Here is a 24,341-nt window from a genome sequence, read left to right as displayed (position 1 = left end):
AAAGCGTATTCGTGAAATCAATCCCCTTTTACTATTCCCAACCGGCTTTTTCCTATACAGGATAAATATGGTTTAAGAGTAGAACGGGTGAGAAAGCCTTTTTTCGCTTCTTGATGTTCGCCAAAAAAATTTTCTTGTTGTGGCCCATTTTCGGAAGCTTTCCTTGTGCCGTTATACTTTGAATTTATTTTTTCAAAGCCCATAAAAAAAGATTGCCCCTTAGAGCTCCCTAAATTGGGGAGGGACAATCAGAATAAAACCTTAAAGAAACGAAAGGAATTTTGCCGTTTTAAGGGAAAACTAAGGCACAATCGTTACCGGGCATGGTGTTAGTTGCAAAACACCAATACTCACACTGCCGAGGACGGCGCTTTTTACCGGCCCCATACCGCGAGAGCCCATGACAATCTGATGCGCATTTAGTTCTTTTGCCAGTTTGGTGATTTCGACTTTTGGAATGCCAATGCGAACAATTTTCTCTACTTGCACATCTTCCTCACTTATCAATTCGGAGGCCTTTTCCAAAATTTCGTCAGCCATTTGTTGAAGATATTGTTGAATTTCCCCCTTTGCAATAAACCGTTGAATATTTGGAGTAAACAAATTTGGTTGGACATTTACGATTACAATTTCCCCATCCATTTCTTTGGCAATCTTTAAGGCAAATTGAAGCGCGTGATGTGAATGAATGGAATCATCAATCGGAACAATTATTTTTTTACTCATTTTGTCGGGGACTAGCCCTTCTCCCTCCCATCAAGTAAATTAAGGGCAAAAAGTTGCTCCCTACTGACAATATTCAACAAATTCTGCTGTAAACCCTTTTATTTCTCTAAAATTTCACAAAATCATCGAAATTTCCACAGTAGCAAAATGTTTTATTACAATAAATGAATATGATAAAATATTGAAGAATAGGTTAAAATTTATACATATAGTATCGACTAAAGGAGAAGTGATTGTACTTTTGGACAGTCTGTGGGTTTCAATTATTATTATTCTTATATTAATCCTTGCTAATGGAATATTTTCCATGACGGAGATTGCTATTGTAACATCAAGAAAAGCTAGACTGGAGAAACTGGAAGAGGACGGAAACAGGAAAGCGAAATATGCTTTAAAATTAGCCGAAAATCCGAATCAGTTACTGTCGACCATTCAAATCGGAATTACCTTAATCGGCGTCGTTACAGGTGCTTTTGGTGGTGCAACAATTGCAGAACAATTATCTGTTTATGTGGATAAAGTTGCATTTTTACATCCTTATAGTTATCAATTAAGTTTTATCCTTGTGATTGGGTTAACTACCTATTTGTCGTTGATCATCGGTGAACTTGTTCCAAAAAGATTAGGAATGTCAAATCCGGAAAAGGTGGCATTGCTTGTTGCCAAACCGATGTATTATTTTGCGAAAATTGGCAAACCGCTTATATGGACCTTAAGTAAATCTACCGAATTTGTATTAAAAGTATTAGGGGTAAAGCCGAAAAACCAACCGGATGTTACGGAGGAGGAAATTACCCAACTAATCGAACAAGGTGTATACAGCGGTGTAGTTGAGGAAATCGAACAGGATATGGTTGAACAGATTTTTTATTTGGGTGATAAACGGCTCGGCGATATTTTAACACCACGGACACAAATTGTATGGATTGATATTGAAAAACCGTTTGAAGAAAATATTAAGAGAATGAATGAAAGTAATCATTCCCGCTTTCCTGTGGGGAAGGGGAGTTTGGATAATTTCCTTGGAATTATTCATACAAAGGATGTATTTGCCAAGTTATCAGAAAATAAACCGTTCGACCTGTCAGAGTGCATCAAAGATACCATCGTATTGCCTGAACCGATGAAAGTTTTCCAAGCATTAGAAGCGTTGAAAAAATCTGGTCAGCATGAAGCGATTGTTATTGATGAATATGGCGGAATCGAAGGCTATGTAACCATTTATGATTTTATGGAAAATATTGTCGGGGACTTACCGCAAAATGAAGATGAGGAAGAACCGCAAATTGTCCAAAGAAGTGAAAATACATGGTTGGCGGACGGGTTAATTTCCATAGATCAATTTCGGCGCTACTTTGACTTGGAGGACGAGCCAAGTTTGCGTGGCGGTAACAATTTCCATACACTCGGCGGGTTTATAACGATGAGCCTCGGGGACATTCCAAAAATAAAAGATACAGTAGAAATTGAAGATTTAATTTTGGAAGTTGTCGATATGGACCATGTACGTGTCGATAAAGTACTAGTTACCAGAGTCGAGAAAGATGAAGATGAAGAAGAAGACGATTTTTAAATAAAAGGAACTTGGGTGCTCGGGTCTATAGGGACTCGTGACTCGGATTCCCTTGTGCCTAAACTGAATATTTAACTAGGTCGATTTAAACCCTTCTTAATGAGATAAAACCCATTCCAAAACAAGCGGAATGGGTTTATTTGTTATGTAAGAATAATTTTGCATGACAATCATAAAAATTGTTGCTCACAAAAAATTCAAAAATCATTTTCAAGTCCTCATAAATATAACATTATTTAAATTCACAACCAATATAATAAAATAAATTAATTGTTAAAGCAGTTTACAAGTAATAGTATAATAGTTTATAATATTTAAACATAACCTGCAGCCAAAATTATATTAATATAGCTTAATAACAGACTAGGAAATCTGAATACTGTATATGTTTTGATTAATTTTGGCCCAGTTGTTTTAACAATATTATATTGAGATAAAAGGGGGATCTATAATGAAAATCAAAAAATGGTCTCTACTATTTTTGGCCGGTATGTTGGTTGCTTTTCTTGCGGCATGTTCCGGTGATAAGGCAGAAGAGACAAAAGGAACGGCAGACAATAAATCAAATAGCGGGTCCGAAAAAGTTCTTAATTTCATCAATCCGGAAGCCATTCCATCTATGGACCCGGCACTTGCTACGGATGAATCTTCATTTGTTTATTTAGCAGCAACAATGGAAGGTTTATACCGCTTGGATAAGGACACGAAACCGGTACCCGGGATTGCCATTGATCATGAGGTTAGTCCGGACGGTTTAACTTGGACGTTCAAACTCCGAGATGATGCTGTTTGGGAAAATGGAGATCCGGTAACAGCAAATGATTTCGTATACGCTTGGAGACGTGCCGTTGATCCTGCGACCGGTTCTGAATATGGTCCATATATGATGAACGGGGTTATCAAAAATGCGACTGCAATCAGTAAAGGAGAAATGGCGCCTGATCAGTTAGGTGTAAGAGCAGAAGACGATTATACATTAATTGTAGAATTAGAAAATCCGACACCTTATTTTGAATCATTAACGACTTTTGGAACATTCTTGCCACTAAATCAAAAATTTGTTGAAGAACAAGGCGATAAATTTGCAACAAGCTCTGATACTTTACTGGCAAATGGTCCATATACAATTAAAGATTGGAAAAGCACAAGCAACTCATGGAATCTAGTAAAAAATGATAAATATTGGGATGCGAAAACTGTAAAAATGGATAAACTTACATTCAAGGTTGTGAAAGATCCGCAAACGGCAGTAAATCTATATGAAGAAAATTCCGTTGACCGGGTAGACTTAACATCCGACCTCGTTGACCAATATACTTCAAATGATGACTATACAGTAACGCCGGATACATTTGTCTATTTTATTAAGTTCAACCAAACAAAAAGTGAAGCCTTAGCCAATACAAATATTCGTGCAGCAATCAGCAGAGCATTTGATAAAAAAGCGCTGGTTGAAGAAATCCTTAACAATGGATCCATTGTTGCTAACGGACTTGTTCCAAAAGACTTCACACCAATGCCGGATTCCGGTAAAGATTTCCGGGAAGTGAGCGGCGACTTGATGAAATATGATTTGGATGCCGCAAAACAATTCTGGGCAAAAGGTTTAGAGGAACTCGGAACAGACAAAGTGGAATTAGAATTGTTGGCAGATGATGATGCAACAACAAAAATTATGGTGGAATATATTGCCAATCAGCTAGAAACAAATTTGGAAGGCTTAACGGTTAAAATTAAGCAAGTACCGAAAGAACAACGGCTTGATTTAGATACAAATATGGATTATCAAATGCAAGTTTCCAGATGGGGTCCGGACTTCCTTGATCCGTACACATATATGAATTTATGGACAACAGATAGCGGTAATAACTGGATGGGTTATTCAAATCCAAAATATGATGAACTGGTTAAAGCGACCGTAACAACGCTGGCAACTGACAATGATGCCCGCTATCAAAATTTCTTGGAAGCTGAAAAAATTCTATTTGAAGATGCAGCAATTGCACCAATCTATCAAGCTTCAAGAGCACAATTAATTTCACCGCGAGTAAAAGGCGTTTTCATCAATCCATTTGGTGCCACATATGAATACAAATGGGCAGATGTAGCCGAATAAAATTGTGAAAAAAGGTTTCTAAGCCATGTGCTTAGAAACCTTTTTTGTGCCCGGCACTGCGGCAAAATCGGGTCTGGAGTTTTAATAATGGGCTCTTGCTGTTGAATAACGGGAGGTTGCTGTTGAATCCGCGGGGTGTACTGTTGAATTACCTGATTTTACTGTTGAATAAGATGGGTGTATTGTAGAATTTTCCAATTTTACTGATGAATTCATGCCGGTTTACTGTAGAATTTTTTCTATTTACTGTTGAATTACGAGGAGTCACCGTTGAATAACGGGGGGTAGTTGTTGAATTTGCGTGGTGAACTGTAGAATTCCCTAATTTAATATATAATTTTTTCATACCCTATTTGAAAGTTTATACTATCTTATAAAATGTTAAAAATATAAAAAAGAGACTAAGACTCAAAACTTTTCAAAAGGAGAGCCCTATCTCATTTTATTTGATGGGTTTAAAAAATTTAATTTTTAAAATGTTTTAGTTGTTTAAGCTCTTTATCAAAAAAGAAAATAATTCCAACGAATACGATCCATAGTCCAGAAAATGTAAAAACAATTGAAACATTAGTATATTCAGCTAGGATTCCTCCTAATAATGTGGACAAAGGAATTAATATAGAGGATAAACTGTAAGTAACACCTTCTATTCTTCCTCTGTACTTGTCCTCAACCAGAACTATCTTTAGTGATGAGAAGATGATATTACCCAATACTAAAAAGAAACAGTAAAAAAAGAATATTATATAACCTACAATCATTAATGAAGTTACGGAGAGAAACGCCATTAAGATTCCTGCTATTATCCAAGAAACAAAAAGACCTTTTCCAAGGGAAATTAGTTTATTAAAATATTTTATGGATAATCCTCCTATTATGCTTCCCAGGGCACCGAATATTTGTAATATTCCATACTCGGTAGGTCCCCCTTTAAATTGTTCATTAACAAGTATAATATATAATGGACCTACTAAAGAAGATATATTTATAAGTAATACTAATAGAACAAGTTTACCCATTGTTCTATGTCGTAAAATAAATTTGATACCATCAATTAAATCTTTTTTATAGTTCCCTTTATATTGATTAGTTTCTACAAAGCCTGTTATATTTTGATCTTTATCTAATCTTTTTATTTTTAAATGACTGATGAGCAGGGAAGCAATAAAAAATGTGATTGAATCAAATAAAATACTTCCAGCAAACCCCAATATTCCAATTAGCAAACCACTTATTGAATTTCCAATAATATCAGATATTTGGTTTACTGAAACGATTAAACCATTGACCTGTGGTATTTTTTCTTTTTGAACTATTTTTCCTAAAGTTCGATTCTTGGCTGGCATAATAAATGTGTTGATAGAATTTAACAGGAAAACGGAACTATATATAACGAAATCCCTATATTCAAGAATTATATAACCAAGAACGAATAATATACATATTAGTCCCGATGCGAAATAAGACCATAACAATACCCTATTTGGAGTATGGCGATCCACGAAAGTCCCTGCAAATGGACTAATAAAGATAGATGTTAAATGCCAAAGCACACCAATGATTGATGTACTTATGGCTGATTGAGTTTCTTGATAAATAAACCACATGATAGTGATATTAAATACTGTATCACCAATTGATGAAACGCCAATACTGCTTATTAATAAGTTACTATTATCCAGAATCTTGTTTAAGGATAACTTTTTCATTGGCTCACCTTAATCTATTATAGAAGTGATTTAGCCCGCTCATTAACGAGGGGAACGCAGTATATTTTCTTTTTGTGTCATTTACTATTTGTTTTTCTATCCTGCTGAATTTAGCATCTCCCTTAGCTGCTTTAATTCTAATTCAATTTCTTCAAGCAGTTTTTCCGAATAGGCGACATTGCCGTTTTTGCCGAGCGACTCCAGTTTTTCCATATCCCCTTGAATACGGATATAATCACTTTTCAATTCTTCAATTCTTCTTTCTATTTCGTTTCTATTCATTGCCATCCACCTTTCACCATTTGAAAACCATAATAACACAACGATCAAAATTTATAAAAAATTTCGAGGGACGAACTTTTAGGCGAGAGCAGAGCTGTAAAAAATTTGCTTCTGGTCAAGTGGTCCATGTTCATCCAATTTCTTTTTCAATTCATACACTCGAACAAAGTCCATACCATCACCCCTGTACGTCCTTTACTTTTCGTATATTATACCATTATTCTTTTTCTGCCATTGCTATTAAAAACCTTTAAATGTCCACATTTTATTTTTGATGATCCTTGAAGTAAAAAAAGAATGTTTTTAGAACATACGTATGCTTAAAATATAAAATTCACCGCATCAAGTAGGAAATTATAATTTCTGAACGTATAAAAAAACCTTCCTTCAATATGGATGAGAGGTTGAAGGAAGGTTTAGCTAGGTATTTTGTACTGTAATAGGAATCATGCCTACATTTAATAATTTTAGGTGTCTTTCCTAATATTGTTCCTGTGGCATCTTTTCCAACATGGTTCCGGTTTTTGCAAGATTGACATGCCATGAGAAGGCTTTTTCCAAAATATGCGGTGTTTGACCACCATTAGCCAGTGCCTCATGATAATAATCAAGTAACTGTTGTTTATACATTGGATGCGCACAATTCTCAATAATAAGCGGTGCCCGTTCAGTCGGTGCCAGCCCACGCAAGTCAGCATAACCTTGTTCGGTAATGATGACATCAACATCATGTTCCGTATGGTCTACATGAGAAACAAACGGAACAATACTGGATATGTTTCCACCTTTTGCAATCGACTTGGTGACAAAAATAGCCAGTCTTGCATTACGGGCAAAGTCTCCGGAACCGCCAATCCCGTTCATCATTTTTGAACCCGATACATGGGTTGAATTGACATTCCCATAAATATCGACTTCCAGAGCCGTATTAACAGAAATGAGCCCGAGTCTGCGAATAATTTCCGGATGATTAGAAATTTCCTGTGGGCGTAATATCAATTTATCTCGGTATTTATCAAAATTTTGAAAAACCTTTTTGCCCTTTTCTTCAGATAATGTAATGGAACAAGCTGAGGCAAATGTAACCTTGCCCGCATCGATCAAGTCAAATACAGCGTCCTGTAATACTTCCGAGTAAACTTCAAGATCTGTGAATTCTGAATCTAACATGCCGTGCAGAACCGCGTTAGCTACCGAACCGATGCCTGATTGAAGCGGCGCCAATTTTTTTGTCAAACGTCCTGCTTCAATTTCTTTCCGTAAAAATGTTAATAAGTGATTGGCCATGATTTTTGTTTCTTCATCAGGCGGAACAATGGTAGATGGGGAGTCAGCAAGCTTTGTTACCACAATCCCCTTAATTTTGGACAAATCCACCCGTATGCCGATCGAACCAATTCGGTCAGTTGCTTTTGTCAACGGAATTGGCAATCTTTCCCCCTGTTTTCCGACACTGTATATGTCATGGACACCAATTAATTCCTTGGGTGCGGTTTCATTTAACTCAACAATCACATGATCTGCTTTTTCTGCAAAAATCGTTGAGTTACCAACCGATGTTGTCGGTATAATCATCCCGTCACCGGTAATCGCGACGGCTTCAATAATTGCATAATCGACTTTTGGTAAAACATCAGACCGTATCAGTTCGGCTGTATGAGATAAATGTTGGTCAACAAACAATAATTCCCCTTGATTAATCTTGGTTCGCATCATTTTATCGGCTTGGAACGGCAATCTTTTTAAAATCATTCCGTTTTCCGCCATCAATGTATCAACATCAGAACCCAATGAAGCACCGGTGTAAACGTTTACTTTAAGCGGCTCCTGTTTAGCTCTTTCAACCAAGGCGTGTGGAACCGCTTTAGCATCACCGGCACGAGTAAACCCACTTAACCCCAAAGTCATCCCGTTTTCAATCCAAGTAGCCGCTTCTTCCGCAGAAACAACCCGATCTTGGAGAAACTCAGGAACCGCACGATAACCTTTCTCCATTTGTATCCCCTCTTTGCATAGTTTGAATATATTTTATTTGGATGAGAGGGGTTTTTCCTTATCACTTGAATAAAACAACTATATTCATTATTAAAACAGTATTATTTGGCGTGGAAAGGTGAAAGTGCTTTCTCTATCTCTAGAACATAAATTGTTTTCGGAAGTAACTGGCATAAGATTGGCTGACAGGAATGCGATCTCCGTTATTCATAATGAGTAAAAACGTTGAATGAAAATCCGGTTGAATTTCTGCGATAGCCCGCACATTCACAATAAAAGACCGATGGCATCGAATGAAATATTCACTTGGTAATAAATATTCAATTTCTGAAAGGTTAAACTTATGGTACCCTTGAATCTGTTCTGTGACAATTTTTGCTTTTCGATTTTCCGCCTCTAAATAAAGAATATCGGATACGGCAACCGGATACCAGCAATCCTCATTTTTCACGGTAAAAAATGCAGGTAATGAATAATTTTTCCGCATCGGAAAAATGGCAGTAACACAATTTACCGGTTTTCCGTTATTAAAAATGGGCACCGACAATCCAAAGTATGAAACGCCAAATACGCTGCTATCAATATATGAAAATATACTTCTTCTTAAAGAAAATGCCTTATACGTCGCACTGCCTTGCTTTACTTGATCCCCCGGTTTAATTTGCAAATCAATGACAGGACTCGGCTTATAATAAATAAAAGTACGCGAATCGGCAATGGCAATCGAGGTATCTTCCGGAAAAACTTCCGAAAACGTATCCAACAAATGTGTTGTTGAAATTTGATTCACGTTCATTTCCCCCATTAATTTAAAATTTTTTAAAACCATGCTGGAAAGTACCCACTGAAAAGCGCAAATCCATAAGCCAACTTGTTAAAAAACCTAAACTACATTTCCCCTACGATCATATTGTGTAAGTTTTTCAGTGACCTCCTTACATGACAAATAAAATGCCCCTTTGCCTGATTTATAGGTGTGGTTCTCTAAAACATATGGTAAGAAATTAGAAAATAAGAAATAGACTAGGAAGTCCACTATATTATACAATACCGCAGAAAAAAATTACATTAATAAGCTATTCAGCGCATGAAAGAATTTTAGCGCTTTAAAACAATATGGAGCAGGAAAGAATAAGCGGGAAAACCTTACCTACTGTTTCGATTTTGTGCCGGCTCCTTTTCGTTTTTGCACTAAAAAATTTATTGTATTTTTTATATAACTGTTCTATAATTAATATAACAGGTAAAACAAGTAAAACAGAGGAAGTGAAAATGGTGATTATCTCATTAGATTTACAATCAGAATCACCTATCTATATCCAGCTGAGGAACAAAATAATAGAAGGGATTGCCTCGAAACAGCTGAGACCGGGTGATCCGTTGCCGTCAGTTCGTACATTTGCCCAAGATCTTGGCGTGAATATGCATACCGTTAACAAGGCGTACCAACTTTTAAAACAAGACGGCTTTATTCAAATTCATCGGCAAAAAGGGGTTGTCATTAATCCCGACGGAATGCCCTCTGTTGATGAGAATTACTTGGCAAATGTACGGGAAAACTTGAGACCTGTCATCAGTGAGTCAGTTTGTCGGGGGATGAACAAGGAAGAACTTATGAAGCTTATCCAAGAAGTTTATGAAGAAATCCAAAAAGGAGGAGAACATGATGATTTACATTAGTATGTTGCTGATTTTTTTACCGCTCGTCCTAATTACAGCAATCACACCTTATATTACAAGAAAAACAGAGAGCTTCGGTATCACAATTCCATCAGACGTGTACCAACATCCGACCATTGCCGAATACCGAAAAAAATATGCATTTCAATCCGGATTAGCAGGTGTTCTTATTCTCGTGATTCTTGGCATTGCTGCTGGTTTTACAACAGATTATTTATGGACCATTTTATACACGGTGGGAATATTTGTTTATATTTTAGTGGCTTTCATTATTTATTTTCAATTTCATAAAAAAATGAAGCAATTGAAGGAAAAAGAAAACTGGAAGAGTAAGAAAAAAGAAGTCGTTGCCGTTGATCTTTCGTTTTATAATAAAAAATTAACCTATTCAAACGGTTGGTTTTTACTACCGTTCATCATTACAGTTTTTAGTCTTCTTTGGACGTTTTGGAATTATGATCGGATGCCCGAAAACTACCTATGCATTATACATTAGATGGCGTGGTTACCGATTGGGCGGACAAATCATATCGGACAGTCCTTCTGTTTCCGTTCATTCAACTGTTTATGCTCGGGTTATTTGTTTTTATCAATATTATCATTGCCCGCAGCAAACAACAAATGGACCCGGCCAATCCGGAAGAATCGATTAAACAAAATATTATTTTTCGCCGGCGTTGGTCATTATTTATCATCATTAGCGGTACGATGATGGTTTTGTTATTCACCTTGCCGCAAGTTTCCTTTGTTTATCCAATTGATCCGTTCATTTCCTTTATAATTACGATGGTTGTTGTTGGCGTGATTGTCATTGGTGCAGGTGTATTGTCAATTGTGACGGGGCAAGGAGGCAGCCGCGTAAACGTAACGAATCGTAAAACCGGGGAGATAATGAACCGCGATGATGACCGATATTGGAAGCTTGGTGTCTTTTACTTTAATCCGGATGATCCGGCTGTTTGGGTCGAAAAGCGGTTTGGGAGCGGCTGGACAAATAATTTTGCCCGACCAACTTCATGGATCTTTCTAATTTTAATTCTTCTTATTCCGATTCTTATTGCAGTGTTTGCATCGTAAAAGGGGAGTGGAAAAATGGAAAAATCAAAACGGCTATATGGGCTATTTGGTTATTTGTTCATTGGGATTGTGGCCATTTTAACTATTTATCCTGTACAGAAAGCAACAATCGAAACACAAATGGATAAATTACCGGTTGATCCGGAGATGCCGGTAGAAACGTTAGCTATCATAGCATTATTAAATCCGTTCATATTATTATTGATTGCCTTAATCATTGGTTATTTTATTGCCGATAAAGTAAGTTTTGTTTCCATCGTTCTTCATCGTCATGTCCATTCAAAAATAGCATGGAAACCTGCATTGGTTAGTGGTGGATTACTGGGTGTGATATTTATCGGGTTTGACCTTTTGCTCCGTCCTTTTTTACCGGACGTTTTTACGGGACCGATACAACCGCCTTCATTTGTACCGTTCATATCAGCCATTCTATATGGTGGTGTCGTCGAGGAATTGTTAATGCGGTTTGGTTTTATGAGTTTGGTCACTTTCCTTTTGTGGAAGGTGTTTCAAAGAGCTAAGCATCAGCCGAGTAATGGTGTTTATATTATCGCCATCGTTATCAGTGCATTGGTATTTGCCCTCGGTCACTATGGTGCCACTGCTGCGGTTACCGACATGACACCTATTGTTTGGATTCGTATGCTTGTGCTTAATGGATTAGGCGGTATTGTTTTTGGTTGGCTATACTGGAAGGACAATTTGGAAACAGCAATGATTGCCCATATGATGACCCACGTGGCGATGAATGTGATAACTCTTGTTTTATCTATATTTTTATAAAAGAATCTGCCCTTGGTTGCGAAATCAATCAAGGGTATTTTTATATAGAACATAATAAACCTAATGTACGCCTACTTTTAAGATGCTAAATTATTTTTCTACCCCTTTATAAATAAACACACCAAGTTTCGACAAAAGGTATAATAAAAATATCAAGAACAATGTCCTCGAAATTACTACACCGTCCACTGATAACTCATAGCCTTTTGGAATTAACAATTTTTCATTAAAAAGAATATATATACAAAAAGCAATTGGTACAATATAACCTATAATCGCTAAAGTAAATGCCGATTCTTTTCTCATGAAAATGCCCCCCTAAATTATTTTTTACATATTCTATTAAATGAATATTTTTAAAACAATACCACACAACTTTTTTCTTTTATCATAATATTTTGTTTGATTATCTACAACTGTTTTTAGGATTTTATTTGTTCTGCAGGGATATTTATTGACTTTATCAGGTGCGAAACTCAAGATATAATTATAAGCCAGAAATGAAAGGAAGTCTTTGTTATGTCCTATGAACCAAACAGTAAAGAAACCATGGAACTGATTCAAAAGCTTGTCTCCATCCCGAGCCCGTCCGGTAATACAGAGAAAGTAATCGAATTTGTGGAAGACTTTTTCAAAAATTTAGGGGTTGATACATGCAGGAATCGGAAAGGCGGTCTTATTGCGACGTTAAAAGGGAAAAATAACACGAAGCACCGTATGTTAACCGCCCATGTCGATACATTAGGTGCGATGGTAAAGGAAATTAAAAGCAATGGCCGACTTCGCTTAGACTTGATCGGCGGCTTTGCGTGGAATTCGATTGAAGGGGAATATTGCGAAATTGAAACAGCTTCCGGAAAAATTTATACCGGGACGATTTTAATGCATCAACAATCTGTTCATGTTTATAAAGAAGCGAAAACAGCAGAGCGTAATCAGCAAAATATAGAAGTTCGCATCGATGAAAAAGTGACCAATGCCGATGAAGTTCGGGCGCTTGGTATTGAAGTGGGTGACTTTGTTTCATTCGATCCGCGGGTTCAAATAACGGAATCCGGCTATATTAAATCCCGTCACTTAGATGATAAAGCAAGTGTCGCAATTTTAATGAAGACAATTGAATACATAGTGAAAAATCAAATCAAGTTGCCGTATACGACCCATTTCTTGATTTCAAATAACGAAGAAATCGGCTATGGCGGCAACTCCAATATTACACCGGAAACAGTGGAATACTTGGCGGTTGATATGGGTGCCATGGGTGACGGACAGTCGACAGATGAATATACGGTTTCCATCTGTGTGAAAGATGCGAGTGGACCATACAATATGAAATTACGGAAACATCTTGTTGAACTGGCGAAACAACATCAAATTGATTATCAGTTAGATATTTACCCGTATTACGGTTCCGATGCATCAGCCGCTATCCGGAGCGGGTTTGATATTGTTCATGGTTTAATTGGTCCGGGTATTGATTCTTCTCATGCCTTTGAACGAACCCATATTTCATCGATACAAAATACAGAAAAACTTGTGTATGCGTATTTATTATCGGAAAATATAACAGGATAAAATTTTTTATCGAGGTGCTTGCGATATTCGCTATTCTGTGGCAAAAATACATCCGTGGGGGAATAAGAAACCCCCACGATGAAAGTTTACTTTAAGACATTTTTTAATTCCCCTAATTTCTCAATGGATACAACCATTTCATCTCCTGGTTTCAGCCATACTTGCTGATCTTTCGCATATCCAAGAATGACACCATCCGGAGTTCCGGTAAAAATAAGATCACCCGGTTTCAATGTCATATATGTTGAAAGATAACTTACTAATGTTGCACAATCAAAAATCATATCTCTTGTCTTTGCTTTTTGGCGGATCTCTCCATTAATACGACATTCAATATTGAGATTGTATGGATCCATTTCATCACTTGTCACGACAAATGGACCAACAGGGGCAAAGCCGTCCGGACTTTTTCCCAATAACCATTGCCCTGTTCGAAATTGTAAGTCGCGAGCGGAGACATCATTTCCAATCGTGTAGCCAAATACATAAGACAGCGCTTCCTCTTTAGATACATTTTTTGCTTCCTTACCGATAACTACAACGAGTTCTGCCTCATAGTCTATTTGCTTTGCTCCCTCAGGAATAGGGATGTAATCTAAATGCGCAGACAATGCGTTGTTAAATTTACTAAAGATCACTGGTGAGGTTGGGATGTCCATCTTTGATTCTTTTGCATGGTCAATATAATTTAAGCCGACACAGACAATTTTTTCCGGATTCGTCACGACCGGTGCATAGTGAATTTCTTCTTTAGAAAGGAATAATTCGGTCGTTTTCCCCTCTAATGCACGACTCGTTACCGTTTCCACTGTTTTCATACCATCTTCAGCTGAAAGTAATTCTTGAAGACTGCCCGGTACGGATACATTATATTTTTTCTCCGCCTCAATAACGTCTAAAATCCCTAATTCTGTCGCCACACCTAAACGTACTTTACTTTCTTTGAAGAATTGTAATAGTTTCATAATTTGACCTCACCCTTTTGATGAATGATAGAATAATGATTAGCACACTTATTTTACATTATTATGCTTCCTAATTTAAAGGTTTAGAAGAAGGGCTAGGGACCTGATCCCGGCCCTTCTTCTATATATTTTACAATTTCAACTCGGTTTCAAGTAATTGTTTATTTTTTTCTCGGAACTTTTCATTATGGGATGACACCATTGCGATTTTTTCAGCGAGCGGGTCAATATATTGTTTTGCACTATTCACTGCATTGACGGCATCTTGGAAAGCGCCGACGAGTAAATAAACTTTCCCGTCATAGTTAATAATATCTCCTGCGGCAAAAATTCCCGGTTCGGACGTGGAACAAGTGGGAGAAGCTTCATAAAAATATTCATCCTTCTTTCGTAATTGAATAGAACTTGCAAATTGCAGCGAATCTTCCCGGTCAAAGCCGTGACTGACAATCAGATGATCGGTGTCAATTGCATTTGTTTCCTCGGATACCACATTTTTAACAACAACTTGTTTTATTTTATTTTGATGGTCATGGGGAATCAATGTCTCAATTGTTGAATTCAGTAAAATGGTGGCATTCCTTTTTCGCAACAGTTCAACTTGGGCTTCATGTGCGGGAAAATCCTCTTGTCTATAGACTACGATTACATGTTTGGCAATATCTAACAGTTCAACCGCCCAGTCAATAGCCCCATTTCCCCCGCCGGAGACAACCACTGTTTTTTGATAAAAGAGTTTTAATGATGGCACAGTGTAATGCAAAGTTTCCCCTTCAAACTTCTCTGCCCCGGGACAATCTAACCGTTTTGGATGAATAACCCCGCCACCGACAGCCAAAATAATCGATTTCGTCTCGTGTATTTCTCCATGATTTGTTGTAATGAGGAAGTGTTTGTCTGCAGTTTTTTCAACATATTCCACTTTTGTGTCCAGACAAACAGTTGGTTCAAACGTGAGAGCTTGGACTACCAATTGTTTCACGAAAGTATGACCTGGTACAGGTGGCTGTCCCCCAACATCCCAAATCATTTTTTCCGGATAAAGTAAAACTTTCCCGCCAAGCTTTCGTTGAGATTCAATTAATTTTGTTTTCATCCCCCGTAATCCGCTATAAAAGGCCGAATACAAGCCGGCAGGTCCACCGCCAATTATCGTTACATCAAACATTTCCGTCATGCCAATCCCCCTGTTCTTTTATTTATGTAAAAAGCATATGAATTACTTGATTATTTAGGATCTATTCTTAAAAATTGTCGCATTTCTCGGTAAAGAGGTTTTCAACGATTTGCAACTAATTTGTCCCACCTTAAGAAAACCCACAAGTTTGATAAAAACCATCCTCTGTATCTCATAGCAACAAAGCTGACGTTTTAATCTTTCATAAAATTACATACAATTAATATTAAGCTTCCAAAATTTCTGTTGACAAAGAGTTTAACTGTTTCTAATATATATAATATATGATAATGATAATCATTTTCAATTATAAATTTAATTTTTTTTAATGTGAATGAAAGCGAGGGGTGATGATGAAGGTACAAATTGAGGGGTTAAGAGTAGGATATGAAAAGCAAACAATTGTCCGAGAGATGAGTTTACAAATTGCAGAGGGCAAGATTACGACCATTATTGGAGCCAATGGTTGCGGAAAATCAACTTTGTTAAAGGCGATTACGCGGGTGATACCTTACCAAGGCGGTAATGTCATTATTGATGGAAAAAGTATTGCAAAAATGAACACGAAAGCATTAGCTAAGAAACTTGCCATCTTGCCGCAAAATCCGGAAAGTGCTCAAGGGCTGCTCGTGCAAGAATTAGTTTCTTATGGTCGTTTTCCTTATCAAAAAGGACTTGGAAGTTTGTCAAAAAAAGATAAAGAAATGATTGAGTGGGCGTTAGAAGTAACGCGGTTAACTGAATTTTGCGATGAACCTGTCGACTCCTTATCAGGCGGTCAAAGGCAACGGGTTTGGATTGCCATGGCGTTAGCACAGGGAACGGAAATGATTTTCCTTGATGAACCGACAACGTATCTTGATATGGCCCATCAATTAGAAGTTTTGGAGCTTCTGGAAAGATTAAACAAAGATGAAGGCAGGACGATTGTTATGGTACTCCATGATGTGAACCAGGCATCGCGCTTCTCCCATGAAATCATCGCTTTAACAAAAGGGCAACTGGCAGGACATGGAACGCCGGAACAAATCATGACCCCGGCACTTCTACGAAAAGTATTCAATATTGATGCAGTAATTGGCAATGATCCACGAACGAAAAAACCAATTTGTATCACATATGATTTGATAAAGGGAGAGGAAAGAGATGAAGAAATGGCTGATGATTTTGCTCGTACTCTTGTTGGCAGCATGTAACAGTAATGAGGAAAGTAAACAAAATGCCGATAAAACAGAAAAGAAAGATACTATCGTTTATGAATCAGAAACAGGTCCGGTAGAAGTACCGGCAAATCCAAAGCGGGTCGTTGTTTTATCCAGTTATGCCGGGGACTTAATTCAACTAGGCGTCAATATTGTCGGTGTTGATTCTTGGTCAAAAGGGAACCCAAACTTTAAAGAAGGTTTAAAAAATGCCGAGGTTGTTTCCAATGAAGATTTGGAGAAAATTATTGAACTTGAACCGGATTTAATTATTGGCTTAAACAATATCGAGAACGCAGACAAACTGCAAGAAATTGCTCCAACCGTATTATTTACATATGGAAGAAAAGATTACTTGCAACAGCATATTGAAATCGGCAAGGTCGTTAATAAAGAAAAAGAAGCAACTGAGTGGGTGAATGATTTTAAAGAACGTGCAGCCCAAATCGGTAAGAAAATAAAAGAAAAAATTGGTGAAGATGCGACCGTTACGGTTGTTGAAAACGATGAAAAACAATTTTATTTATTTGGTGACAACTGGGCTCGCGGAACAGAAATCCTTTATCAAGAAATGGGCCTGAAAATGCCTGAAAAGGTAAAAGAAGTAGCGCTTAAACCGGGCTACTATGCGATTTCCCAAGAAGTGCTGGGTGATTATGTCGGTGATTATCTCATATTAAATTTAACAAAAGAGAAAGATACAACTTTTTTAAAAGCAGACTGGTATAACGAAATCGAAGCAGTGAAAAACGGTCATGTGTATACTGCTGATGCAGCTACTTTTTATTTTAATGATGCATTATCGTTAGATTATCAATTAGACTTTTTTGAAAAAGCCTTTTTAGGAAGTCATTAAGTGATATGGTGAAAGACTAATGAAAGTGATTCGAAAAGTCCCTTTTTATATGCAATTACCAGTCTCCATTTTGTTTTTATTGATTATCATGTTGTTTGCCATTTGGTATGGAGCTGCGGATACAACATTAAAAGATGTATTTGAAGCAATTTTTCAACAGAAAGGTGGCCAATACCGGTCAGTTTTGCTGGAACTACGCTTTCCCAGGGTAATTGCGGCCTTTTTTGTTGGGAGTGCTCTCGCTGTAGCCGGTGCCGTTATGCAAGGTGTAACCCGTAATCCGTTAGCCGATCCCGGGCTGTTGGGTGTTACCGCCGGGGCAAATGCAGCTCTTGCCGGAACACTTGTCTTTGCACCGGCAGCTTCATATTATGTGATTATTGTATCCTGTTTTATCGGAGCCGGGATAGGGATGATCCTTGTTTATGGTATAAGTGCTACTGTAAAAGGGGGATTATCTCCAATGAAACTTGTTTTGGCCGGGGCTGCAGTAACAGCTTTTTTACAAGCGATTGCAGATGGAGTCGGAATCCTCTTTAATATATCAAAAGACGTTTCCATGTGGACGTCCGGGGGATTAATCGGAACAACATGGCAGGCCTTAATCGGTGTTGTCCCATTCATTGTAATTGGACTTATTTTAGCGATGATAATGAGTCGGCAATTGACTATTCTTAGTTTAAATGAAGATGTTGCTATCGGCTTAGGTCAAAATATTGCCCTGGTGAAATGGATACTCATGTTTGTTGTTGTTTTACTGGCCGGGGCAAGTGTGGCATTGGTCGGAAATCTTGCCTTTGTTGGGCTTATGATTCCCCATATGGTACGGGCATTTGTAGGAACCGACTATCGTTATGTGATTCCGATGTGTATGAGCTTTGGCGGTTCCTTCATGGTGTTGGCTGATTTTACCGGAAGAATCATGAATGCGCCATTTGAAACGCCGGTAGTATCTATTGTATCCGTTATTGGATTACCATTTTTCTTAATTCTCGTACGCAAAGGGGGAAAAGCCTTTGTCGCATGAGAATTTACGAACTTCAAGAAAATGGCTGTTCCTTAGTATGGGTATTTATCTGGTTCTGTTTGTGGTAGGTTTATCTTTCGGTGCTTCCACTTTATCCATCGACAGGTTGATCCCTGTGCTTTTCGGTCAAGGGACGTTTAAGGAAGAATTTATTTTATTTTCAATTCGCTTGCCGAGAATACTAATATTGACTCTTGCCGGTGCAGCATTAGCGATGGCGGGGGCAGTGCTACAAAGCGTAACAAGGAATGACTTGGCCGATCCGGGAATCATCGGGATCAATTCGGGGGCAGGAGTGGGAATCACCGTTTTCTACTTATTCGCCGGAAGTAAAATCCAGCACTTTGCCTATGTCCTGCCTGTCATTGCATTTATCGGTGGATTACTTACAGCCATCTGTATTTACTTTTTTTCTTTTGAAAAGGGAAAAGGCATTCAGCCGGTTAAATTAGTTTTAATCGGAGTCGGTTTTGCTTCCGCTTTGTCGGGACTCATGATTCTTATGATTTCTTCTGCGGAAAGACAGGATGTGGCTTTTATATCCGAATGGTTGGCTGGTAGTATTTGGGGAACCGATTGGCCGTTTATTGTTGCTCTATTCCCGTGGCTCATGATTTGTATTCCCATTATTTATTTTAAGGCTAATGTGTTGAATCTATTAACTTTATCTGAACCGACTGCAATCGGTTTAGGTGTGAATATAAACAAGGAGCGGTCAATTTTATTAGTTGTGGCAGTTGCTTTGGCAGCTGCGGCCGTATCCGTTACCGGTAGGATTGGTTTTATCGGTTTAATGGGCCCCCATTTTGCCAAAAGGCTAGTCGGGCCGAAACATCAATCATTTTTAGTAATTACACCTTTTATTGGAGCGATTCTGCTTGTGTTGGCTGATATTCTTGCACAAATTATCTTTAGCTCAGCAGCCGTTCCAACCGGTATAGTTGTAGCGATCATTGGCGCCCCTTACTTTTTATACTTACTGAGAAAATAAGAAGAATTAAGCTGTATTTTGATGAAAAATAAAAAAACCGGAAGAAGTGGTTCATCGATCTTCCGGTTTATACTTTTATACTGCAACGTTTAAAATAGGCAATGAAAGGTCCTTAATTATGGTAATTTTATTCTCCTCTGTTAATTAAACAATATGTCTTTTCTTTCTTTTATGATCGAGTTAATCACTTTTCCCCGATCCAACTCATGCACGGTGTCACAGAGGATTTCAATATCTTCCTTTCCATGACTGGCTAGAATAATCGTTTTTCCCTGATTTCGAAGCTCAAGTAGTAGCTTGCGAATATCAGCAACACCTTGATTATCCAAACCATTCATTGGTTCATCGAGGATAAGTATATCCGGGTCTTCCATTAAAGCCTGTGCGATTCCAAGTCTTTGACGCATCCCTAATGAATATTTACCGACAGGTCGTTTACTCTTCGGATCCAGTCCAACTTTTTCAATTACCGCATAGATCTGTTCTTTTGAAATGATATTATTGATAGCAGCCAAAAATTTTAAATTTGTATATCCGTCATAATTGGGCAAAAAGCTAGGTGCTTCGATGATAATTCCAACACTTTCCGGGACATCCAGGTCTTTACCGATTTGCATGCCATTTACGTAAATAGTTCCGGTAGTTGGTATGACAAACCCACAGATACATTTTAGTAACATGGTTTTGCCTGAGCCATTTCTACCGATTAACCCGTGGATTTTATTTTTATCAAATGTGAGGGAGATACCATCCAAAACCGTAGTCTCGCCAAACTTCTTTGTTATATTTTCAACCTTAATGGCGGCTTCCATTTTTATTAAGCTCCTTTCTTATACGTTACGAATTCGATGTAGTAGTAATATTTAAAAAACTATGAATTCCTACGCTGCTTAAGCTCGGCACTAGCCAAAGTATTATTTACTTAAATAGGCGGCAACACATTAATCGATTGTTTCCGATTAATAAGTATGGCAGATAGAATTAACCCGATAATAAGAACAGCAAAGGCAATGTAAATATAAGTAATGGATGGCATTTGTGTTAATCCTTCAATATCGATCCGGTCAATACTGCTCCAGGAGACGGGGGAAAAACGGTAAAGTTCATAATAATCGGTAATAGCGAGGAAGCCAATTTTATTATCTTTGAATGTACTTGCTGGATTTCTCTTACTCATCCCTTTTAGTATTTTATTGGAAACGATCGTTAATTATACGGGGTTCAATAAATATGGTGGAAACTTCATCATTCACATAATCCAATTATCATTATTTATTTTTTATATGGAATTTACAATCCCACGTATGGATATTGTCAAATTCAATTCTAATACAGAAATAATTTTTTCCACAATTATGTATTTTGTCTTTTTTGGAATTGCAAAAATTGGAGAATTGATAAAAAAAGATGATGATCAATCTTCAAAATAAAATAAGTGAAAGGAATATATAAAGTGAAAAATAGTCGATATTTTTTTATTTTAATATTTACTATGGCCCTTTTTATTTTACCTAATAGTACTAATGTAAGTGCTTTTGAAGGAAGGAGTAATACATTTATTACTCCTTTTTCAATTATTGGAGAAGATGGAAGGACTGAAGTAGTAAATTCAGAAATAATGCCATACTCATCTATTTCCTTCTTATTCTCTCTTGATTCAATGTGTACGGGAACGATTATTGACGATGATAAGGTTTTAACAGCTGCCCACAGTGTATATAATCCAGGCACAAAACAGTATTATAGAAATAGTACAATTTATCCCGGAGTAAATAAGGATGAATTTCCTTTTGGTTCTGCAAATTCCATTGAATATATCGTTCCAGTGCAATATATTCATTCAGGGAACCCTAAATTTGATTATGCCATAATAAAATTAAATAAACCCATTGGACATAACATAGAGAGGCTGAACTTTAAAAACATTAAATATACCTTAGGGAATCCTATTAAAGTAATTGGTTATCCTGTTGATAAACTTGAAGAAACAGGTAAAGTCTCACAATATGAAATGGAAGGAAGGGCATTAAGCGAGGATCACTTTAATCTTTATTATGATATAGATACGTCAATAGGACAATCGGGAGCCCCAATTTTAAATAATAGGAAACATATAGGAAGGTACAGAACTAATGGCTTGAATGGAGGAATTAAAGTAAATAAAGTAATGGAAAACTTTATAAGAAGGGCTTTGGAAAAATAAATGCTTTTACAAGACTAATGTCGGTAGAGATTAAAGCATTAATAAATCCTAACAAGCTAATTTGTAAATTATATTTTGAAATCCTCTGTGACACCGTGCATGAGTTGGATCGCGGAAAAGTGATTAACTCGATTACAAAAGAAAAATAAAGCATATTTCAATTACAAATTTTCCAATGAGAAAACTACTTCTTTGTAGTTGGGATGAAAGCGGGAGCGGATAAGGAGTACCACTAAATTTGTGCGCTTTTTGGTACTTCAAGTATCCGAAAGTTTCAAGTAATGGTTTGGTAAGGATGCTGAAGTTTTTTGAATAAACTGATATAATATTTATATAATGAATATAGTCAAATAAAGGCAACTGTATCATTGTTTAATGAATAGGTTGGTTTTGTCAAAATAAGTATATTCCCATTTAAGGAGGAATGAAAAATGGCGGTGAGGTTAAGGGATTTTTATTTTTCGTACATTTTTTTAGGTAGTACTCTTATACTTTTTTCGTTCAGTTTTTTAAATTATTCAAATCCAATAATGACAACCTTTCTATTCTTATTGCTCGTCAATCTTACAAGTTTTACCAATGAATATCTTGTCATTAAGTATTATCAAAAGCATGAACAAAAAAGCCGGAATAAAGGATATATCCTCTTTGTTACAATTCAACTACTTTATACGATTGGAATATTTCTTGTCTTTAAATTTCTCTTTACTTAACTAAAAAATTATGTTTCTGCAGGCCGACCGCACTTTGCCCTGCTTTTTTTTAGCAAAAATTAAAGCGTGGTATTTTATGACCCCATAATTGCTTTTACCAGATTTGATTTTCCCGCAACTATTAGCTCCAATAATCTTTGAGCAATTTGAAAACTTAATCCCTTCCCCTGGACAGTTGTTTGGTTTTTTACCCTACACTTACCCCTCCATTTTATTCCCTTTTAAAAAAATTTAATTTATAATTGAAAATGATTATCATTATCATTATCGTGTATTCTACTATTAGTAATTATTTTTGCCTTTTTTAATAAAATCATCATCATTTTTATGTCTTCAACCAAAAACATATATGAAGACGGTTTTCTTCAACTTTGTTTTTATAAGATACGGAGACAGTGGGTTTTCTTGAGGTGAGACAGATTAGTTGCAAATCGTTGAAAACCTCTTTACCGAGAAATGCGACAATTTTTAAGAATAGATCCTAAATAATCAAGAAATTCATATGCTTTTTACATAAATAGAAGAACAGGGGGATTGGCATGACGGAAATGTTTGATGTGACGAAATTGGCGGTGGACCTGCCGGCTTGTATTCGACCTTTTATAGCGGATTACGGGGGATGAAAACAAAATTAATTGAATCCCAATCAAAACTCGGCGGGAAAGTTTTACTTTATCCGGAAAAAATGATTTGGGATGTTGGGGGACAGCCGCCAGTGCCAGGTCATACTTTCGTGAAACAATTGGTAGACCAAGCGCTCACGTTTGAACCAACTGTTTGTCTGGACACAAAAGTGGAATATGTTGAAAAAACTGCAGACAAACACTTCCTCATTACAACAAATCATGGAGAAATACACGAGACGAAATCGATTATTTTGGCTGTCGGTGGTGGGATTATTCATCCAAAACGGTTAGATTGTCCCGGGGCAGAGAAGTTTGAAGGGGAAACTTTGCATTATACTGTGCCATCATTAAAACTCTTTTATCAAAAAACAGTGGTAGTCTCCGGTGGGGGAAATGGGGCTATTGATTGGGCGGTTGAACTGTTAGATATTGCCAAACATGTAATCGTAGTCTATAGACAAGGGGATTTTCCCGCACATGAAGCCCAAGTTGAACTGTTGCGAAAAAGGAATGCCACCATTTTACTGAATTCAACAATTGAGACATTGATTCCCCATAATCATCGAAATAAAATAAAACAAGTCGTAGTTAAAAATGTGGTAACCGAGGAAACAAATGCAATTGACACCGATCATCTGATTGTCAGTTACGGCTTTGACCGGGAAGGTTCGCTGCAATTTGCAAGTTCTATTCGATTATAGTGTAAACAATCTATCTGCAGAAGGATATTGGTACTATTATTTGAAGACCAAATCCCCTTGTCGGTCTTTTTTAAAGGAGATTTGTTTATGCATAAATTTTATCGGAAATGTACAAGGCTATTAAGTTTAGTCATATTCAAAGAAAAATACATAACACAAAAAGTAATTTAAATAGGCAACTCAAAAAAGAAAGTCATTGATGTATATGGAGAAAATTACTTTGAAAGGGAAGACGCTGGGGAAGAAATTATTGGGTATTTTGATAAAACTAAAAAGGTAAACATAGAGTTTGCTTTTTGTGATGATTTAGATTTGGTAATGGTGTATAAAATTGATTGGAAAGGATATGAAGCCGATTCGGGAT

General features: G+C 37.0%; 24 protein-coding genes. 13 read left to right on the top strand and 11 right to left on the bottom strand.

The features are described from left to right. Window positions 1–17 precede the first annotated feature (17 nt). Together NSQ14_RS18305 and NSQ14_RS18300 are read right to left on the bottom strand one after the other, a co-directional pair. The gene (locus tag NSQ14_RS18305; RefSeq protein WP_034773400.1) at window positions 18–203 is read right to left on the bottom strand and encodes a hypothetical protein; all 186 of its coding nucleotides are present in this window, start codon (window positions 201–203) and stop codon (window positions 18–20) included. A gap of 97 nt (window positions 204–300) precedes the next feature. After that, complete coding sequence (locus tag NSQ14_RS18300; protein ID WP_034773398.1) at window positions 301–726, bottom strand: universal stress protein; 426 nt, start codon at window positions 724–726, stop codon at window positions 301–303. A 241-nt stretch (window positions 727–967) separates the two neighbouring features. Between NSQ14_RS18300 and NSQ14_RS18295 the strand changes: the two genes are divergently transcribed. Next, window positions 968–2,299, top strand: a complete 1,332-nt coding sequence (locus tag NSQ14_RS18295) for a hemolysin family protein (RefSeq protein WP_162835731.1) — start codon at window positions 968–970, stop codon at window positions 2,297–2,299. A 451-nt stretch (window positions 2,300–2,750) separates the two neighbouring features. Beyond that, on the top strand, window positions 2,751–4,415 hold the full coding sequence (locus NSQ14_RS18290) for a peptide ABC transporter substrate-binding protein (protein ID WP_034773395.1): 1,665 nt from the start codon (window positions 2,751–2,753) through the stop codon (window positions 4,413–4,415). Between the two features lie 464 nt (window positions 4,416–4,879). On the opposite strand, the gene NSQ14_RS18285 is transcribed toward NSQ14_RS18290, so the two are convergent. The 4 genes from NSQ14_RS18285 to NSQ14_RS18270 all read right to left on the bottom strand — a co-directional run bounded on the left by NSQ14_RS18285 (window position 4,880) and on the right by NSQ14_RS18270 (window position 9,197). Further along, the gene (locus tag NSQ14_RS18285; RefSeq protein WP_346216678.1) at window positions 4,880–6,124 is read right to left on the bottom strand and encodes an MFS transporter; all 1,245 of its coding nucleotides are present in this window, start codon (window positions 6,122–6,124) and stop codon (window positions 4,880–4,882) included. A gap of 96 nt (window positions 6,125–6,220) precedes the next feature. Continuing rightward, entirely contained in the window at window positions 6,221–6,406 is a 186-nt protein-coding gene (locus NSQ14_RS18280; RefSeq protein WP_034773391.1) for an SE1832 family protein, read from the bottom strand. Between the two features lie 480 nt (window positions 6,407–6,886). Further along, window positions 6,887–8,401, bottom strand: a complete 1,515-nt coding sequence (locus NSQ14_RS18275; RefSeq protein WP_342020859.1) for an acetyl-CoA hydrolase/transferase family protein — start codon at window positions 8,399–8,401, stop codon at window positions 6,887–6,889. Window positions 8,402–8,540: 139 nt separating this feature from the next. After that, window positions 8,541–9,197, bottom strand: a complete 657-nt coding sequence (locus NSQ14_RS18270; protein ID WP_034773466.1) for a LytTR family DNA-binding domain-containing protein — start codon at window positions 9,195–9,197, stop codon at window positions 8,541–8,543. A 479-nt stretch (window positions 9,198–9,676) separates the two neighbouring features. On the opposite strand from NSQ14_RS18270, the gene NSQ14_RS18265 reads away from it, so the two are divergent. From NSQ14_RS18265 to NSQ14_RS18250, 4 genes are read left to right on the top strand one after another with little or no spacing between them, the layout of a single operon-like run. After that, window positions 9,677–10,081: a GntR family transcriptional regulator gene (locus NSQ14_RS18265; protein WP_341289048.1), complete on the top strand. Its 405-nt coding sequence runs from the start codon at window positions 9,677–9,679 to the stop codon at window positions 10,079–10,081. After that, window positions 10,068–10,577: a hypothetical protein gene (locus NSQ14_RS18260; RefSeq protein ID WP_346216677.1), complete on the top strand. Its 510-nt coding sequence runs from the start codon at window positions 10,068–10,070 to the stop codon at window positions 10,575–10,577. Before NSQ14_RS18265 ends, NSQ14_RS18260 begins: the two co-directional genes overlap by 14 nt. Beyond that, window positions 10,562–11,158, top strand: a complete 597-nt coding sequence (locus tag NSQ14_RS18255) for a DUF1648 domain-containing protein (protein ID WP_052480317.1) — start codon at window positions 10,562–10,564, stop codon at window positions 11,156–11,158. Before NSQ14_RS18260 ends, NSQ14_RS18255 begins: the two co-directional genes overlap by 16 nt. 15 nt (window positions 11,159–11,173) lie before the next feature. Continuing rightward, window positions 11,174–11,941 (top strand): CPBP family intramembrane glutamic endopeptidase, encoded by a 768-nt coding sequence (locus NSQ14_RS18250; RefSeq protein WP_034773379.1) that lies wholly within the window; start codon window positions 11,174–11,176, stop codon window positions 11,939–11,941. A 90-nt stretch (window positions 11,942–12,031) separates the two neighbouring features. Here the strand turns inward: NSQ14_RS18250 and NSQ14_RS18245 are convergent, their stop codons facing one another. Further along, window positions 12,032–12,247, bottom strand: a complete 216-nt coding sequence (locus tag NSQ14_RS18245; protein ID WP_034773377.1) for a hypothetical protein — start codon at window positions 12,245–12,247, stop codon at window positions 12,032–12,034. Between the two features lie 213 nt (window positions 12,248–12,460). Here NSQ14_RS18245 and NSQ14_RS18240 point away from each other — a divergent pair, with 213 nt between their 5' ends. Further along, window positions 12,461–13,516 (top strand): M42 family metallopeptidase, encoded by a 1,056-nt coding sequence (locus tag NSQ14_RS18240; protein WP_041845913.1) that lies wholly within the window; start codon window positions 12,461–12,463, stop codon window positions 13,514–13,516. An 86-nt stretch (window positions 13,517–13,602) separates the two neighbouring features. On the opposite strand, the gene NSQ14_RS18235 is transcribed toward NSQ14_RS18240, so the two are convergent. Together NSQ14_RS18235 and NSQ14_RS18230 are read right to left on the bottom strand one after the other, a co-directional pair. Next, entirely contained in the window at window positions 13,603–14,481 is an 879-nt protein-coding gene (locus tag NSQ14_RS18235) for a fumarylacetoacetate hydrolase family protein (RefSeq protein ID WP_034773373.1), read from the bottom strand. Between the two features lie 130 nt (window positions 14,482–14,611). Further along, entirely contained in the window at window positions 14,612–15,658 is a 1,047-nt protein-coding gene (locus NSQ14_RS18230; protein ID WP_041848088.1) for an NAD(P)/FAD-dependent oxidoreductase, read from the bottom strand. Window positions 15,659–16,008: 350 nt separating this feature from the next. Here NSQ14_RS18230 and NSQ14_RS18225 point away from each other — a divergent pair, with 350 nt between their 5' ends. The 4 genes from NSQ14_RS18225 to NSQ14_RS18210 are packed head-to-tail and all read left to right on the top strand — an operon-like array spanning window position 16,009 to window position 19,734. Beyond that, the gene (locus NSQ14_RS18225; RefSeq protein WP_095142675.1) at window positions 16,009–16,854 is read left to right on the top strand and encodes an ABC transporter ATP-binding protein; all 846 of its coding nucleotides are present in this window, start codon (window positions 16,009–16,011) and stop codon (window positions 16,852–16,854) included. Next, a complete protein-coding gene (locus NSQ14_RS18220; protein WP_251245771.1) occupies window positions 16,805–17,716 on the top strand; it encodes an iron-hydroxamate ABC transporter substrate-binding protein in 912 nt (303 codons plus the stop codon). The genes NSQ14_RS18225 and NSQ14_RS18220 overlap by 50 nt, the downstream gene beginning before the upstream one ends. A 19-nt stretch (window positions 17,717–17,735) precedes the next feature. Next, complete coding sequence (locus tag NSQ14_RS18215) at window positions 17,736–18,743, top strand: FecCD family ABC transporter permease (protein ID WP_251245770.1); 1,008 nt, start codon at window positions 17,736–17,738, stop codon at window positions 18,741–18,743. Further along, entirely contained in the window at window positions 18,733–19,734 is a 1,002-nt protein-coding gene (locus NSQ14_RS18210) for a FecCD family ABC transporter permease (protein ID WP_041845917.1), read from the top strand. Before NSQ14_RS18215 ends, NSQ14_RS18210 begins: the two co-directional genes overlap by 11 nt. Window positions 19,735–19,874: 140 nt before the next feature. On the opposite strand, the gene NSQ14_RS18205 is transcribed toward NSQ14_RS18210, so the two are convergent. Together NSQ14_RS18205 and NSQ14_RS18200 are read right to left on the bottom strand one after the other, a co-directional pair. Continuing rightward, window positions 19,875–20,546 carry an ABC transporter ATP-binding protein gene (locus NSQ14_RS18205; RefSeq protein ID WP_034773360.1) on the bottom strand — a complete coding sequence of 224 codons (672 nt, stop codon included), beginning with the start codon at window positions 20,544–20,546 and terminating at the stop codon, window positions 19,875–19,877. Window positions 20,547–20,656: 110 nt separating this feature from the next. Then, the gene (locus tag NSQ14_RS18200) at window positions 20,657–20,911 is read right to left on the bottom strand and encodes a hypothetical protein (RefSeq protein WP_041845918.1); all 255 of its coding nucleotides are present in this window, start codon (window positions 20,909–20,911) and stop codon (window positions 20,657–20,659) included. Between the two features lie 276 nt (window positions 20,912–21,187). Here NSQ14_RS18200 and NSQ14_RS18195 point away from each other — a divergent pair, with 276 nt between their 5' ends. Both NSQ14_RS18195 and NSQ14_RS18190 read left to right on the top strand, forming a co-directional pair. Further along, window positions 21,188–21,937: a trypsin-like serine peptidase gene (locus NSQ14_RS18195; RefSeq protein ID WP_346216676.1), complete on the top strand. Its 750-nt coding sequence runs from the start codon at window positions 21,188–21,190 to the stop codon at window positions 21,935–21,937. 1,278 nt (window positions 21,938–23,215) lie between these two features. Next, window positions 23,216–23,977: an NAD(P)/FAD-dependent oxidoreductase gene (locus NSQ14_RS18190; protein WP_346217135.1), complete on the top strand. Its 762-nt coding sequence runs from the start codon at window positions 23,216–23,218 to the stop codon at window positions 23,975–23,977. Window positions 23,978–24,341: the final 364 nt, after the last annotated feature.

The sequence above is a fragment of the Caldifermentibacillus hisashii genome, assembly GCF_039654145.1.
Lineage (GTDB): Bacteria > Bacillota > Bacilli > Bacillales > Caldibacillaceae > Caldifermentibacillus > Caldifermentibacillus hisashii.
The sequence above is the reverse complement of the archived record's forward strand: the minus strand, read 5'-3'. Positions and strand labels throughout refer to the sequence as shown.